Source organism: Pseudomonas sp. SMSB3 (assembly GCF_052041965.1).
GTDB lineage: Bacteria > Pseudomonadota > Gammaproteobacteria > Pseudomonadales > Pseudomonadaceae > Aquipseudomonas.
In genome coordinates this window covers 1-13833 of the sequence record NZ_JBKGGV010000022.1, presented here as the reverse complement: position 1 = coordinate 13833, position 13833 = coordinate 1, and the positions used below count along the sequence as shown (strand labels likewise).

General features: G+C 63.6%; 14 protein-coding genes, 1 pseudogene and 1 riboswitch. Of the genes and pseudogenes, 4 read left to right on the top strand and 11 right to left on the bottom strand.

The genetic code is table 11. From position 1 onward, the window contains the following. Nucleotides 1-111 precede the first annotated feature (111 nt). Nucleotides 112-759 carry a DUF1345 domain-containing protein gene (locus ACLEJW_RS22435; RefSeq protein WP_145192573.1) on the bottom strand — a complete coding sequence of 216 codons (648 nt, stop codon included), beginning with the start codon at nucleotides 757-759 and terminating at the stop codon, nucleotides 112-114. Nucleotides 760-895: 136 nt separating this feature from the next. Between ACLEJW_RS22435 and ACLEJW_RS22430 the strand changes: the two genes are divergently transcribed. Next, nucleotides 896-1810 (top strand): site-specific integrase, encoded by a 915-nt coding sequence (locus ACLEJW_RS22430; RefSeq protein WP_313457202.1) that lies wholly within the window; start codon nucleotides 896-898, stop codon nucleotides 1808-1810. A 9-nt stretch (nucleotides 1811-1819) separates the two neighbouring features. On the opposite strand, the gene ACLEJW_RS22425 is transcribed toward ACLEJW_RS22430, so the two are convergent. The 3 genes from ACLEJW_RS22425 to ACLEJW_RS22415 form a co-directional block, all read right to left on the bottom strand. Next, nucleotides 1820-2110, bottom strand: a complete 291-nt coding sequence (locus ACLEJW_RS22425; RefSeq protein WP_145192579.1) for a hypothetical protein — start codon at nucleotides 2108-2110, stop codon at nucleotides 1820-1822. Between the two features lie 79 nt (nucleotides 2111-2189). Then, the gene (locus ACLEJW_RS22420) at nucleotides 2190-3542 is read right to left on the bottom strand and encodes a GntP family permease (RefSeq protein ID WP_145192582.1); all 1353 of its coding nucleotides are present in this window, start codon (nucleotides 3540-3542) and stop codon (nucleotides 2190-2192) included. 113 nt (nucleotides 3543-3655) lie between these two features. After that, nucleotides 3656-4195, bottom strand: a complete 540-nt coding sequence (locus tag ACLEJW_RS22415) for a gluconokinase (RefSeq protein ID WP_145192584.1) — start codon at nucleotides 4193-4195, stop codon at nucleotides 3656-3658. 208 nt (nucleotides 4196-4403) lie between these two features. On the opposite strand from ACLEJW_RS22415, the gene ACLEJW_RS22410 reads away from it, so the two are divergent. The 3 genes and pseudogenes from ACLEJW_RS22410 to ACLEJW_RS22400 all read left to right on the top strand — a co-directional run bounded on the left by ACLEJW_RS22410 (nucleotide 4404) and on the right by ACLEJW_RS22400 (nucleotide 6853). Continuing rightward, the gene (locus ACLEJW_RS22410; RefSeq protein ID WP_440778275.1) at nucleotides 4404-5423 is read left to right on the top strand and encodes a LacI family DNA-binding transcriptional regulator; all 1020 of its coding nucleotides are present in this window, start codon (nucleotides 4404-4406) and stop codon (nucleotides 5421-5423) included. Between the two features lie 110 nt (nucleotides 5424-5533). Further along, nucleotides 5534-6316, top strand: a pseudogene (locus tag ACLEJW_RS22405) (PAS domain-containing protein); the annotation flags it as partial. Between the two features lie 42 nt (nucleotides 6317-6358). After that, nucleotides 6359-6853, top strand: coding sequence for a methyl-accepting chemotaxis protein (locus tag ACLEJW_RS22400; RefSeq protein WP_409520949.1), 495 nt, complete (start codon nucleotides 6359-6361; stop codon nucleotides 6851-6853). Here ACLEJW_RS22400 and ACLEJW_RS22395 read toward each other — a convergent pair. From ACLEJW_RS22395 to ACLEJW_RS22365, 7 genes are all read right to left on the bottom strand, one after another. Next, a complete protein-coding gene (locus tag ACLEJW_RS22395) occupies nucleotides 6828-10076 on the bottom strand; it encodes a transporter substrate-binding domain-containing protein (protein WP_440778274.1) in 3249 nt (1082 codons plus the stop codon). The two genes, ACLEJW_RS22400 and ACLEJW_RS22395, sit on opposite strands and share 26 nt — an antisense overlap. Before the next feature lie 8 nt (nucleotides 10077-10084). Then, entirely contained in the window at nucleotides 10085-10699 is a 615-nt protein-coding gene (locus ACLEJW_RS22390; protein ID WP_145192595.1) for a response regulator transcription factor, read from the bottom strand. Between the two features lie 214 nt (nucleotides 10700-10913). Further along, complete coding sequence (locus tag ACLEJW_RS22385; RefSeq protein ID WP_313645553.1) at nucleotides 10914-11156, bottom strand: DUF1272 domain-containing protein; 243 nt, start codon at nucleotides 11154-11156, stop codon at nucleotides 10914-10916. 64 nt (nucleotides 11157-11220) lie between these two features. Beyond that, nucleotides 11221-11973 carry a precorrin-4 C(11)-methyltransferase gene (gene cobM, locus ACLEJW_RS22380; protein WP_440778273.1) on the bottom strand — a complete coding sequence of 251 codons (753 nt, stop codon included), beginning with the start codon at nucleotides 11971-11973 and terminating at the stop codon, nucleotides 11221-11223. A 27-nt stretch (nucleotides 11974-12000) separates the two neighbouring features. Then, the gene (locus ACLEJW_RS22375; RefSeq protein WP_440778279.1) at nucleotides 12001-12393 is read right to left on the bottom strand and encodes a cobalamin biosynthesis protein; all 393 of its coding nucleotides are present in this window, start codon (nucleotides 12391-12393) and stop codon (nucleotides 12001-12003) included. 17 nt (nucleotides 12394-12410) lie between these two features. Continuing rightward, the gene (locus ACLEJW_RS22370) at nucleotides 12411-13103 is read right to left on the bottom strand and encodes a CbtA family protein (protein WP_145192604.1); all 693 of its coding nucleotides are present in this window, start codon (nucleotides 13101-13103) and stop codon (nucleotides 12411-12413) included. Nucleotides 13104-13110: 7 nt separating this feature from the next. Then, entirely contained in the window at nucleotides 13111-13296 is a 186-nt protein-coding gene (locus ACLEJW_RS22365; protein WP_145192607.1) for a CbtB domain-containing protein, read from the bottom strand. Between the two features lie 105 nt (nucleotides 13297-13401). Continuing rightward, a riboswitch (cobalamin riboswitch) is annotated at nucleotides 13402-13623 on the bottom strand. Between the last annotated feature and the right edge of the window lie 210 nt (nucleotides 13624-13833).

Here is a 13833-nt window from a genome sequence, read left to right as displayed (position 1 = left end):
ACGCTTGCCTGCCACATTCCAAAGGCACATCGCGTTCATTCGGCGAAGTTGCGCTGACCCAGCACGCTGTAGCTTTCTGACGGGCGGTAGGCACTGCCGGTCTTGGTCGACCTAGCCGAGCAAGCCGGCCGCAATATTGATGGTGAAGCCTAGAATGGCCGTATTGAAGACGAATCCAACCAAGGATTGCGCCAGCACCACCCTGCGCATGGCCCGACCCCCCACCCCGACATCGGAGGTCTGCACTGCGACACCGATGGTGAAAGAAAAATAGTGGAAATCCCAGTAATCCGGGTTGCGCTCGTCGTCAGCGAAACGCAGCGTTGGTTGTGAGCCATCGTGGGTGTAGAAGAGGCGTGCGTAATGCAGGCTGAATATGCAGCCAATGAGCAGCCATGAACCCGCTACTGTGAGCCCGGTGTAGAGGTAGTGCAAAGCTTGGGCGCTGCCATGCAAGCCGCGGCTCGACGCCAACTGCAAGGTGACCGCCGCCAGGCTGGCAATCGCGGCCAGGCAGACCGCGAACAGGACCAGACGGGCATTTTCGTCCTCCACCTGGGCGACCTGCCGCACTTTGTCCGCACTGGCGCTGCAGGTCAGCCACAACACCAGCAGCAGGTACAGCCAAACACCGCAGTTCCAGCCCGCGAGCATGCGTTGGATCGGGTCGTCGGCCGGTAGCAGCCAGGCACCGACGACGCCGACCAGCGCGGCGATGCTCAGGCGGGGATGAGTGCGGGTCAAGCGATGAAGCGCCATAGGGTCTCGCAGCTGTTGGTCAGGGCCAATCCCTTTACAGCACAGACTGCCGACGGCAGTCCCGGTTCGATCACGCGCTGCGCTTTACGGTACCATGGCGGTCAGTTGCCCCCCGATTCGCTGCAGGATTCCTGTTTTGTCCGATCTACCGCTTAACCCATTGCTGCAATACCTTGCCCGCCTGGCACCTTCCAGCCAGCAGACCATGCGCTACATTCTGCAAGATGCAGCCGACCGGCTTGGCTTCATCGACTGCAATCTGTCCGAGGTGCCCTGGCACCGCCTGGAGCCGGGCCATGTGATCGGTCTGGTGGCAGCACTGCGTACCGACGGCTATGCGCCCAACAGCTCCTCGTTGTACGTCAATGCGGTGCGCGGGGTGATGAATGAAGCGTGGCGCCAGGGCCTGATCGATCATGAGCACTTGCTGCGCATGCGTGAGGTCAAGCCAGCTTCCGGCAGCCGCCTGCCGCCGGGCCGCAACTTGCGACGCAGCCTGATCCGAGAGTTGATCGACGTCTGCGAGGCCGATCCGCGGCCTCAAGGGATTCGCGATGCGGCGATCATTGCCTTGCTGTACGGCACCGGCATGCGCAAGTCAGAGTCGGTGGACATAGACCTTGAGCAAGTCGATTTTGAAGCGCGTAGCCTGCAGGTGACAGGCAAAGGCAATCGCCAACTGATCAAATATGCCCCGGCGTGGGCATTCGACAAACTCAATGCGTGGCTGCAAGTTCGCCGTGATGCATTGCCTGCAGGCGCGGCGGATGACTCATTTCTGTTCAACCGGATCCGCCGAGGCAATCACATCACCCGTGCCAGGATAACCAAGCATGCGATCTACTACATCGCACGACAGCGCGGTGCGCAGGTGGGCGTTAAGATCATGCCGCACGATTTTCGCCGCGCGTTCATCACTCGGGTAATTGAGGAGCATGATCTGTCGATTGCTCAGAAATTGGCACACCATGCCAACATCCAGACCACGGCCAGTTACGACCGGCGCGACGACAATGAACGACGCCGCGCGGTCGATCGCTTCGATTACTGAGCGCAAGCGTCAGCGCTGTGCGCCGCCACCTTCGCCGCCGGCGCCTTCCGAGCCCGTGCCGTCCATGCCAGGCAGGTCGCGATTGTCCTTGGTTGTGGTCGGAGGACTGTCGGGGTCGTTGCCCTGCAGGCGTGGATCGGTATCCCTCGGCATGGGCTTCTCAATCGGGTTGAGGGTACTGTCCACACCCGGCTGTGGCGCCGGGTTGTGCGGATCATCGGGATAGGTTGGGCCAGTGCCCACCGCCAGGGCCAGCGGCGAGGTCAGCAGGGCAGCCAACAGCAGGGTTGATCGGGTCATGGCAGGCTCCTTTGCATCGATTGGGGTCACGTGTTGGAGCCTGTGCGTCAACCTCAGGTGCCATGGACCCGATCAGCGGTCAAACCACCGTCGACAGCAGCATGATGAAGATGATGCCGACCACCGAAAGAATGGTTTCCATCATGCTCCAGGTCTTGAAGGTCTCTGCCACGGTCATGTTGAAGTACTGCTTGACCAGCCAGAAGCCTGCATCGTTGACGTGCGACAGGATCAGCGAGCCGGCGCCGGTGGCCAGCACCAGCAGTTCACGGTTGACCCCAGGCACCAGGTCGATCACGGGCGCGACGATACCGGCACCGGTAATGGTGGCCACGGTCGCAGAGCCCGTGGCGATACGAATCACCGCCGCCACCAACCACGCAAGCAGGATCGGCGAGATTTCGGCCTGGACCGCCATCTGGCCGATGACATTGCCCACGCCGGTGTCCACCAGCATTTGCTTGAAGCCACCACCGGCACCGACGATCAGCACGATGGCCGCAGTCGGTGCCAGGCTCTGGTCGAGCATCTTCATGATCTGCTGGCGGCTGAACCCGCGTGCCGAGCCGAAGGTATAGAAGGCCAGCAGCAAGGCGGCCAGCAGCGCAGTGATCGGGTGGCCGATCAGGTCCATCCATTGGCGGAAGATGTGCTCGGCCGGCAATACCACGTCGGCGAACGTCTTGAGCAGCATCAGGGCCACCGGCAGCAATACCGTGACCAGGGTGATGGTGAAACTGGGCAGGTTGCTCTGGTCCGACTCCTTGGCGATCTGATCCATCAGCTCCTGCGACGGGTTGCCAGGGATGTAGCGGGCGATGAAATTGCCGAACAGGGGGCCGGCGATCACTGCCGTCGGCAGCGCTACCAGCAGGCCGTAAAAGATGGTCTTGCCGATGTCAGCGTGGAAGATGCCAATCGCCAGCAGCGGCCCTGGATGCGGTGGCACCAACCCGTGAACCACCGACAAGCCGGCCAGCAGCGGGATACCGATCTTGATCAGCGATACGCCCGAGCGGCGGGCGACGATGAACACCAGCGGAATCAACAGCACGAAGCCGATTTCGAAGAACAGGGGAATGCCCACGAGGAACGCGGCGAACATCATCGCCCAGTGCACATTCTTTTTGCCAAAGGCGCGAATCAGCGTCTGCGCGATCTGGTCGGCCCCGCCAGAGTCGGCCATCAGCTTGCCCAGCATGGTACCCAAGGCAAGCACGATGCCGACAAAACCAAGCACCCCGCCGAAGCCGTCCTGGAACGACTTCATGACCTTGGCCACCGGCATGCCTGAGGTCAGGCCGAGAAAACCTGCGGCCAGGGTCAGGGCGACGAAGGGGTGCACCTTGAAATGCGTGATCAGCACAATCAGCCCGACGATGGTGACCAGCGCATCGAGCAGCAGGAAGGTATCTGTAGCCAGTCCGAACATGATAGTAAGGCCTCGATCTTATCGTTGTTTTTTGGCGTAACGTTGGGTTGAACTTTTGCCGCCGCGAGGCGTCGAGACAGCGCTGTCTCTGGTGAGCCGGAAAAACCGCCGGTTCAGGCAGTCTGCGCCAGGCTCCGCTCACCGTGCGGCTTTAGCCAGGCATCTACCGCCTCGGCCAGCACGGCAATGGGTTGGGTGGCATCCAGCGGCACGGTCAAAGGTTCACCGTGGGGCGCCTCGAGGGCGGCGAACTGGCTGTCGATCAGGCTCGCTGGCATGAAGTGTCCAGGGCGAGCGAGCACACGCTTCTCAGCTTCTTCCGGGGTCAGTTCGAGAAACACGAAAACCAGCCCAGGGACAGCTGCGCGCAGGGTATCGCGGTACCTGCGCTTGAGCGCCGAACAGGTCAGGATCGGCCGCTCGCCAGCTTTCATGACCGCTTGCAGCTCCTCGCCCAGGCGCACCAGCCAACCGGCGCGGTCGTCATCGTCGAGCGGGATGCCCGCGCTCATCTTGCGGATGTTTTCGGCAGGGTGAAAGGCGTCGCCCTCGATCAGGCGACCACCGCTTCGCAAGGCGATGGCGGCGCCGACGCAGCTTTTGCCGCATCCGGCCACGCCCATCACCACGATGGCAGACAGGGAAGAATTCATCAGTACCTCCTGCGGGGTGAGACAGCGCTGTCTTGAAGCGAACGCACAGCCGTCTCCCCGGTGTTATTGATCTTGTCCTAACGCAGTATGGACGCTCGGCAGCGTGCTGCAGGCGCAGCACTGAAGATTAGGTTTGCCTGCGTCCTGAGACAGCGCTACCTTAGTGGCCGTTCCTTCATCCTGCAAGCGGTAAAAAATTACACACTCCATGGCGCGCATAGGCTCACGTACCACCGGTCGTCCCACCCTGGCAGAAGTCGCCAGGTTGTCTGGGGTTTCCCCCATTACCGCCTCACGCGCGTTGCGCGGTGTCAGCACGGTTGCACCCGCGCTGGTCGAGAAAGTCATGGCCGCTGCCGCGAGCCTGGGCTACGTCGCCAATCCGGCGGCCCGCGCCCTGGCATCGGCGCGCAGCCAATCGGTGGTGGTGTTGATCCCGTCGCTGTCCAACCAGCTGTTCATCGATACGCTCGAGGCCATTCACGATGTGATGCGCCCGCGCGGCCTGGAGGTGCTGATCGGCAACTACCATTACGACATCGATGAAGAAGAGAACCTGATCCGCAATTACCTGGCCTATCAGCCCTGCGGCATGCTGCTCACAGGTTTTGATCGCAGCGACGCTTCGCGGCAGATGCTCGCCGCCAGCGCCGTGCCCTGCGTGCACATGATGGAGCTGGGCGGCGAGCCCGGCACGTTGTCGGTCGGTTTTTCCCAGCAGCAGGCAGGGCGTGCTGCCGCCAGGCACCTGATCGAGCGAGGCCGGCGCCGTTTGGCATTCATTGCCGCGCAGCTCGACCCACGCGTGATGCAACGCGCCGAGGGCTTTCGGCAGGCACTGCGCGAGGCCGGCCTGCAAGCCAGCGAGCTGGAGGTTCTTGCCCCGCAACCGTCTTCCATCGCATTGGGCAGCGAGCTGTTCAGCCAACTGATGGCGCAGGCACCCGACGTCGACGGCATATTTTTCTGCAACGACGACCTGGCTCAAGGCGCGGTTTTGCAAGCGCTGCGCCAGGGCATCGAGGTGCCGCGCGAAGTCGCCATGGTCGGTTTCAACGACCTGCCGGCCTCCGCCCACATGGTGCCGCGCCTGACCTCCATTCGCACGCCGCGGGCCGCCGTCGGGCGTAGCGCGGCGCAGGCGTTACTGGCCTTGCTCGACGGTAAACGGGTCAGCGATGAGCAGCAGGATCTGGGCTTTGAGCTGATGGTGCGCGAAAGCTCTTGAAGCTTGTGGGTTGGCGCGAGCCAGGCACGTTTGCGGGGTGATGAAAGGCGGCTTGCAGGGCGACAAGGGCGATCTATGCTCATGAAAAATCCGCCCAGCAAGGACGCGCCATGTTCGATTTTCATCGCAAGTCTGACCTCCTTGAAATCCAGCGCAGCCACAGGGCCTTGGCCCAGGTCCAGGCCAAGCTTGCAGCGATCAGCCGCTGCATGGCGATGATCGAGTTCGCGCCTGACGGCACCATCCTCGATGCCAACGCGCAGTTCTGCCAGGCGATGGGTTACAGCGCGGACGAATTGCGCGGCAAGCACCACCGGCTGTTTTGTGAGCCTGCCTATGCCAGCAGTGCCGAGTACCAGCAGCTCTGGCGCGAGCTGGCCCAGGGCAGGGCGCTCAGCGGCACCTTCGAGCGGATCGACAAGGCGGGGCGCGAGGTGTGGCTGGAGGCGAGCTACATGCCGGTGCTCGACGAGCAGCAGCAGGTCAGCAGCGTCATCAAGGTGGCGGCCGACATTAGTCAGCGGATCAAGCAAGATCACGAGAGCGAAAGCCTGCTCAACGCCATCGGCCGGTCGATGGCGGTGGTGGAGTTCACCCCACAGGGGCGCGTTAGCACAGCCAATCGAAATTTCCTCGACACCATGGGCTACCAGCTCGAGGAAGTGCAAGGTCGCCATCATGGCCTGTTCTGTCACCCTCATGAGCGCGAGTCGGCCGGTTATCGTGAATTCTGGGCCTCGCTCAATCGCGGGGAGTACCACTCGCACCGGTTCGAGCGGGTCAACAAGCACGGCCAGACCGTTTACCTGGAGGCTTCATACAACCCCATCTTCGACAGCAAAGGGCGGCTGTACAAGGTGGTCAAGTTCGCCACCGACATCACCGCCCAGGTCAGCACCCAGCAAAGTGCCGCAGACGCGGCCCATGCCAGCTCGGTGCAAACCGACGCCTGCGCGCGCAAGGGTACCGAGGTGGTACAGCAGACGGTCGCGGTCATCGAGCAGATATCCCAGGAATTGAGCGATGCCGCGCGCAGCATCGATGCGGTGAGCAGGCAGTCGGATGTGATCGGGCAGATTGTCCTGACCATCCGCGGCATCGCCGATCAAACCAACCTGCTGGCGCTGAACGCCGCTATCGAGGCAGCCCGTGCCGGTGAGCATGGCCGTGGCTTTGCCGTGGTCGCCGACGAGGTGCGCAGCCTGGCCGCACGGACCAGCAAGGCCACGCTGGAGATCGTCGATGTGGTACGGCAGAACCACGACCTCTCGTTGACGGCCGTGGCGAGCATGCAGTCAAGCCTGTCGCGCACTGGGCGCGGGGTTGCCCTGGCCAATGAAGCGGGCACGGTGATCATGGAGATTCAGCAAGGCTCACGGCATGTGGTCGATGCAATCAGCCAGATCAGTTCGACATTGCAATTGCACTGAGGGTGTCGTCGAGCTCGACCAGCAGGGCCTGCAGGCTAGCCTCCAGCTGCTGGCGCAGACCGGCGGTGGGCAGGCCGTTGCGATGAGCGTCCTCGATGGCTTCGCAGCGTTTGACTACGCCGTGTACGCGCAGCATCTTGGCGCCGCCCTTGATCCGGTGAGCCAGGGCACGCAAGGCTTCCCCCGCGCTGCTGGCATCGAGCGCTTGCAGCGCGGCCAGATCCTCGCGGGCGCTCTTGGCCAGTTGCTCGACCAGGCGCTGGGTCAGCTGCACGTCGTCCTGGGTCAGGTGGCGGAGTTGCTGCAGGTCGAAGCCGCTACTGGTGGCGTGTTCCAGCTGGGCGGCAGGTGGCACCTGCGGCAGGTGCGCCTTGAGCGTGCGCAGCCCGATTGGCTTGAACAGGCAGTCGTCCATGCCGCTGTCGATGCAGCGCTGACGCTCCTCGGCCTGGGCATTGGCGGTCACACCGATGATGCTGCAGGCAGGGCGGCCGAGTTCGCGCTCCAGCTGGCGGACCTGACGGCTGAGCGCGTGGCCATCCATCACCGGCATGCTGCAGTCGGTCAGAATCAGGTCGAACGCCTGGTCCTGCCAAAGCGTCAGCGCCGCCTCGCCGTTTTCCGCCAGAGTCACGCGGTGGCCAAGGCTGTTGAGCTGTTTTTCCAGCAGCAGCAGGTTGGCCGGGTAGTCGTCGACCACCAAGATGTTCAGCGGACCGCCGCTGGACTCATCGGCGGTAGTTGGGAGCAGGGCTGGCGCCGGCGCCTCGGTCATCGGTAGTTGCAGTTGGACCCGTACCCGCGTGCCGACGCCTTCCACGCTTTGCAGCTCGAGCGTGCCGCCCATCAGCTCGGCCAGGGTCCGGCTGATGACCAGGCCCAGCCCCGCGCCTTGGCTGGCCCGTGGCCCCGCAGCCTGGCTGAAGGTGGTGAACAACCTGGCCTGATCGGCAGGCGTGATGCCGATGCCTGTATCGACCACCCCCAGTTGCACTAGACGCTGCTGGTCAGCCACGCCTGGGCTGATCGCCAGCTGCGCGCGGACTTGGCCTTGGTCGGTGAACTTGATGGCATTGCTGAGCAGGTTGGACAGAATCTGCTTGAGCCGCAGAGGGTCCGCCAGCACCCATACCGGCTCAGAGGGCAGATCGGCTTGCAGGCGTAGCCCTTTGGCCCGCGCATTGCCGTCGAACACCCGGACGATGCTGCGCACCAGCTCTACCAGGTCGGTGGGGACCGGCTGCAGGGTCATCCGGCCGGATTCGATGCGCGATATGTCCAGTATGTCGCCAATCAGCGCCAGCAGGCCCACCGCCGAGTCGTGGGCGGTCTGCAGCGTCTGGGCGTCGCAGCGGCCGTTGCGGTTGTCTTCCAGCGCCATCTCCAGCAGGCCGATCACTGCGTTCATCGGCGTGCGAATTTCATGGCTCATGGTCGCCAGGAATGTGCTCTTGCTCTGGCTAGCCTGCTCGGCGTCGTCCTTGGCGTGGCGCAGTTGCTCGAGCAAACCGCGGCTGAGCGTGAGCTGCGCCTGCAATGCGCGCTGGGCCTCGGTACGCTGGTTGATCAGCTTGCGCAGGTAGCTGTTCCAGAACACCACCCCGGCCAGCAGCAGTGCCGACAGTACCAGCACCTGCAAGGTCAGCGTGCGGTAGTTGCGCCAGGGGCTGTCACTGACCAAGGTGCTGGTGCGCCAGCGGTTGACCAACTGGTCCAGCTCCTCCGGCGGAATGCTCAGCAGGGCCTTGTCCAGGATCGACTGCAATTGCGGCAAGTTGGGCGCCACGGCGAATGCGGCTACCGCCGGGTCGTCGTCCAGAACGCTGGCGATCCGCAACTGATGCTTGAATACCTGGTTGATGTAGTACGAGGCGTTGATGTGGCTGCTGTAGGCCACGTCGGCCTCACCGTTGGCCACCGCTTCCATCATGCCCAGGGGATTGTTCTTTTTCACCAGTACTGCGGCGGGGAAGCGACGCTGCACGTTAGCCAGCAGATGCGAGCCATCGAGCAATGCGATGCGCTGCGGCCATACCGACTGATAACGGCTCACCAGTACCCGCGGGCTGACCAGGTAGGGGCGGGTGTAACGTAATCGATTGGCGCGTTCAGGGCTGTAACCCAGGGCGCCGATCATGTCGGCCTTGCCCTGGGCGACCTGCTCGAGCATGGTGCGCACGGTGCCACGCTCGATGAACGTGAACTGCAGTCCGGTGCGCAGGGCTATCTGCTTGAGCAGGTCGATGGTGATGCCGCTGATCTGCTGTTGCGCGTCATTGAAGGTCAGGGGCGCCAGCGCGGTATCGACCAGCACGCTCACTACCGGGTGGCCTGCGATCCATTGCCGTTCCTCATCGGTCAGAGCGGTCAATTCGCGCTCCAGCAGCAGGCTGGTATTGCCACTGCTCCAGCGGCGCAGGATGGTCAGGCGTTCACTCTCGGTGATCCTGGCCATGGCGGCATCGACCAGACGGCGTAGCTGCAGGTTGCTGCCGGCGAAGGCGAAGGCAAACGCGCCTGGCGCGCCATGGGCGAAATGGTCGATCTTGACCATGCCTTGGTAGCCTTTGCCGATCATGTAGTCGGTGCTGATCGCATCGCCCAGATAGGCATCGGCCTGGCCCAGTTCAACCGCGGCCAGCCCGGCCACGGTCGAGCGATAGAGGCTCAGTTGGGCCTTGGGGTAGAGCGCCCGCACGGCTTCCCCTGGCAGGTAGTGATCGACGGTGGCCAGACGCAGGCCGGTCAACTCACGGTCCTTGAGGGTGTAATCCTGGCGGGTGACGATCACCGGTAGATCATCCGCGTAAGGCTGACTCAGGGTCAGCTTGGCATCAGCCGCTTCGAAGGCATTCGAGCTGCCCAGCAGGTCGATCTTGCCAGCATGCAGGGCGGCAATCGCCTCATGCCGGCTGGCGAATCGCCGGACCTTGATCGGTATTCCCAATTGCTCGGCGATCAGCCCGGCGTAGTCGGCGCTGAGGCCCTCATAGTCGGCCAGGCTCACGTTGATTTCGAAGGGCGGATAATCCGGCCATGAGCTGCCCAACAGCAAGGTGCCGCGCTGACGCAGCCACTGGCGGTCGGCGTCGTCGAGTTGCAGCGGTTGCCCGGCACTGATCGCGCGGGCCAGCAGATGGCGTGGCTCGCCCTCGGCCTGTGCCGGCAACGGCAGGCCGAGCAGACCCAGCAGCAGGGTCACGATTCGCAGTGCGCGAGCCATCGGCATGCTCAGTTGACGTGGTTGCGTTTGGCCAGGTCGACCATTTCTACCAACGACTCGGTCTTGAGTTTCTCCATGATGCGGCCACGGTAGGTACTGATGGTCTTGGCACTGAGGTTCATGCAGGCGCCGATGTTCTTGTTGTTCTCGCCTCGGGTCAGGCGGCGCAACACCTCCATCTCACGGTTTGACAGGCTGCTCAGGCGCTCGGGCTCGCTTTCCAGCGTGTTGCTGTTGACCGACATCTGCGGAAAGGTGGAGTAGCCCTTGATCAGGGCCTTGAGTGCGAAGACGACGGCTTCGAGGTCTTCGCCCTTGGTGACAAACGCGCCAATGCCGGCATCCAGGCAACGGCGCACGTACAGGTCGGTGGCTTGCCCGGTCAACACCATGATCTTCGGCGCCGGTTCCTGCTGTTGCAGGCGCTTGATCACTTCCATGCCGTCCAGACCGGGCAGCCCGATATCCAGGACCACGACATCGGGCCGCAACTCGCGAACTTTTTGCGCGACTTCGCTGCCGTTGTCGACTTCACCGACGATGCGAAAGCGCTCCCGTTCAAGCAATATGCGCAAGGAAAACCGGACAATGGCATGGTCATCCACGATCAGCACGGTTGTCATTTAACTAACTCCTGTCGGAATGTGGTCGATTTCCTGAGGCGATCAGGACTGTGTCTGCGAGCTTTTTCTGCTGGGCGGCACGATACGACCATTCCCGATCCAGGGTAATGGCGAGTATAGATGTGTTGAGCAAGCGAGCCGGTATTGTGGAAATTTCCTACAAAAAACGGCTCAAAGGCACTGCTGCAATGGGCAGTGCCTGTGCTGCGCAGGGTCAGGCGCAGGGGGGATGAGGCTTGGTGACGCGCAGCGTCGAGCCGGGGTTGTTGCGCAATGCCTGGCCGACCCGCGCAGGCCGCGCGAGCAACTGGCCGGCGCAATTGGGGCAGCGCCCGTGCAGGCGCTGTGCGGCGCAGTCGTGGCAAAAGGTACATTCGAACGAGCAGATCATGGCGTTCGGGCTGTCGCCGGGCAGGTCGACATCACAACATTCGCAGTTTGGCCGCAGCTGCAACATGGTAATCCCCTCGGATGTCATGGATCTCGCAGTCTGCGCCGAGCTGTGTCTGGCTGGCAATGCACTAGGGTGCAGGGCGATACAGGTGCGCATGGCCTGCGCGGTAAAGCGCAGAATCTGCGAAGGGCGCATCCCCCAGCACATGCCCGACCAGAATCAGCGCGGTGCGCTTGAAGCCCTTGACGGCGACCTGCTCGACTATGTCGGCCAAGGTTGCGCGCACCCAGTCCTGGTCCGGCCATGTCGCCCGGTGCACCACCGCCACCGGGCACTGCGGGCCGTAATGCGGCAGCAGTTGCTCGACGATTTGTGCCAGGTGCTTGACCCCCAGATGGATGGCGAGGGTGCTGCCGTGACGGGCCAGCTCGGCCAGTTGCTCGCCGGCGGGCATGGGCGAGCTGTCGCCGTAGCGGGTGAGGATGACTGTCTGCGACACTTGCGGCAGGGTCAGCTCGCAGCCGAGCAGCGCTGCGCTGGCGGCCGTGGCCGTGACCCCGGGGATGATCTGGTAATCGATCCCAAGCTCGCGCAGCTGGCGAATCTGCTCGCCGATGGCCCCGTACAGGCTTGGATCGCCACTGTGCACGCGGGCTACGTCCTGCCCGTTGGCATGGGCGGTACGCATCGCTTCGATGATCTGTTCAAGGTGTAGCTCGGCGCTGTTGATCACGGTATGCGCCTGATGGCCCTCGAGCACCGCAGCGGGTACCAGCGAGCCTGCGTAGATGATCACGGGGCATTGGCGGATCAGGCGTTGGCCCTTGACCGTGATCAACTCGGGGTCGCCGGGGCCGGCGCCGATGAAATAGACCGTCATGGGTAAATCCTTGCAAGGTGAAATGAACTAGGCAGGGCAGGCCAGCGCCAGCGTCGCGGGCCCGAGGACCTGGCGGGTGACGATGAGCTGCGCCGCTGGGTGATCGCTGCAGGCCAGGGCCAACGCCGCGCTTTCGGCCACACCCCAGCAGCCGGTGTGGGCATACGCCAGGGTCGAGCGGTGGCTCAATTGCGGCTCGAACCGTCGCAGTTGGTCGGCGCTGAAGCCTAGCAAAGGCAGGGCGAAATGGGCAGCGAGCTGCTGCAGACCGGGTTCGGCGGCCTTGCCGGTGATGCTGGCAAAGCCGTGCAGCGCCGCGATGTTCCACCCGTACTGGCTCAGCACCTGGTGTAGCAATGTCTGCAACGCGAGCATGGAACAGCCACGGCGGCAGCCGAAACCGGCATATAACGCCGGCATCGGCGTGACGGCGGCCATCAGCTGTGGCGGGGTCGACGATACAGCCAGGCGCTGAGCAGGCCCAGTGCGAGCCAGAACGCGGCGTTGGTCAGCCAGGAGGCGATCTTGAATTGGGTTTCGAGGGCTTCGGGTGCCAAGCTCTGGTGCACTTCAGGCTGGGGCGCGCCGATCAGGTGTGGCATCACCAGCAAGACGGCGCCCACGGCCTTGAGCCACTTGGGTGCGGCGAACACCAGCAGCGCCAGACCCAGCGCCGTAGCGGCTGCGGTGCCGATCCACCAGCTTTGGCGTTGGCCGAGATCGGCAGCAGCGGTGCCCGGCAATTCCGGTGGCAAGCCCAGCGTCGGTGCGAGGCAGAACACGGCGAAGCCTGCCAACCCCCAGAGTGCACCGGTGCCGGTGCGGCTGGGTTCGCGCAAACTGTAGAGGGCGGCGAGGATCAAGGCGAAACCGACTGCCACCACCAGATTGGCACCTGTGGTGGAGAGCACGCGCTGCCAGCCGTCTTGCGGCGACCAGGCATCATGGCTATGGCCGTGGCCCTCTTCGGCGCTGTCGCCGTGGCTGTGGTGTTCAGCGACGGGTGCCGCGCTTTCATAGGTCTCGGCCTGCAGGATCAGCGGTGCGACCCAGAGGCTTTGCAGCAGGGTCAACAGCAGGGCGGCGAGCAGGCCGCTGAACCCTGCGGTGCGGGCGATGCGTTTGAGCATAACGACCTCAGTGGCAGGGGAAGGCGGCGCTGTGGCGGGTGTCGTGCGCGGCGTTGTGCACGGCTTCGATGTGAGAGAAGCCGGCAAAATAGACCAGGCACAGCCCCAGCAGGCTGGCGCCGATGGCGATGACCAGGCGCTGGCTGAGCGTGATGGGCGTGCTGATGCTGGTTTTGGCGCTGGTGGTGGGCATGACGCGGTCCTCTGCTTCGCTGTTGGGGGCAACGGGCGATGCTCAGGCGCGGCGGGGCGCGGGCGTGGTGTGCCCGAGGCCTGCAACAGCGCCCGCCCACCGCGGGTTGTTCATGGACGCCAGGCCGGTCTCCGGGCTTGCGAGGAGGAGCGGGGCTCCCTGGCAAGCGTCACCTTCCCATGCCGTACGGCTGGCACAGTGGTTTGGACGCTTCGCTCGCTTACCGTTGCGGGGGCAGCATCGGCATTGTCTGGCCCCTGTGGGACCAAGACGCACCGATTTCCCGTTTCACCCCCGGGTGGGGGCACCTGACGCAATGCGTAAGGAGAGCACGAGGCGATGATGCCGTCAATTACACATGCAAGTACCACCGCTCGCGCTTGCGCTTGCTCTTGCTCTTGGCTTTTGCTCTTGGCTTTTGCTTTTGCTCTTGCTTCTAAGCGCGCAATAGTCCAGACAACGCAAATCGCGACTTCAGGAGGCCGAGCGTAGGCGTCTGGAGGGCCCAGGGTGCGTAGCACCCCCGACGGCGTAGCC

Coding starts and splice junctions, on each gene's coding strand:
- ACLEJW_RS22435 (WP_145192573.1), bottom strand. CDS start 759: ATGGCGCTTCATCGCTTGACCCGCACTCATCCCCGCCTGAGCATCGCC.
- ACLEJW_RS22425 (WP_145192579.1), bottom strand. CDS start 2,110: ATGACCCGATCAACCCTGCTGTTGGCTGCCCTGCTGACCTCGCCGCTG.
- ACLEJW_RS22420 (WP_145192582.1), bottom strand. CDS start 3,542: ATGTTCGGACTGGCTACAGATACCTTCCTGCTGCTCGATGCGCTGGTC.
- ACLEJW_RS22415 (WP_145192584.1), bottom strand. CDS start 4,195: ATGAATTCTTCCCTGTCTGCCATCGTGGTGATGGGCGTGGCCGGATGC.
- ACLEJW_RS22410 (WP_440778275.1), top strand. CDS start 4,404: ATGGCGCGCATAGGCTCACGTACCACCGGTCGTCCCACCCTGGCAGAA.
- ACLEJW_RS22395 (WP_440778274.1), bottom strand. CDS start 10,076: ATGGCTCGCGCACTGCGAATCGTGACCCTGCTGCTGGGTCTGCTCGGC.
- ACLEJW_RS22390 (WP_145192595.1), bottom strand. CDS start 10,699: ATGACAACCGTGCTGATCGTGGATGACCATGCCATTGTCCGGTTTTCC.
- ACLEJW_RS22385 (WP_313645553.1), bottom strand. CDS start 11,156: ATGTTGCAGCTGCGGCCAAACTGCGAATGTTGTGATGTCGACCTGCCC.
- cobM (WP_440778273.1), bottom strand. CDS start 11,973: ATGACGGTCTATTTCATCGGCGCCGGCCCCGGCGACCCCGAGTTGATC.
- ACLEJW_RS22375 (WP_440778279.1), bottom strand. CDS start 12,393: ATGCCGGCGTTATATGCCGGTTTCGGCTGCCGCCGTGGCTGTTCCATG.
- ACLEJW_RS22370 (WP_145192604.1), bottom strand. CDS start 13,103: ATGCTCAAACGCATCGCCCGCACCGCAGGGTTCAGCGGCCTGCTCGCC.
- ACLEJW_RS22365 (WP_145192607.1), bottom strand. CDS start 13,296: ATGCCCACCACCAGCGCCAAAACCAGCATCAGCACGCCCATCACGCTC.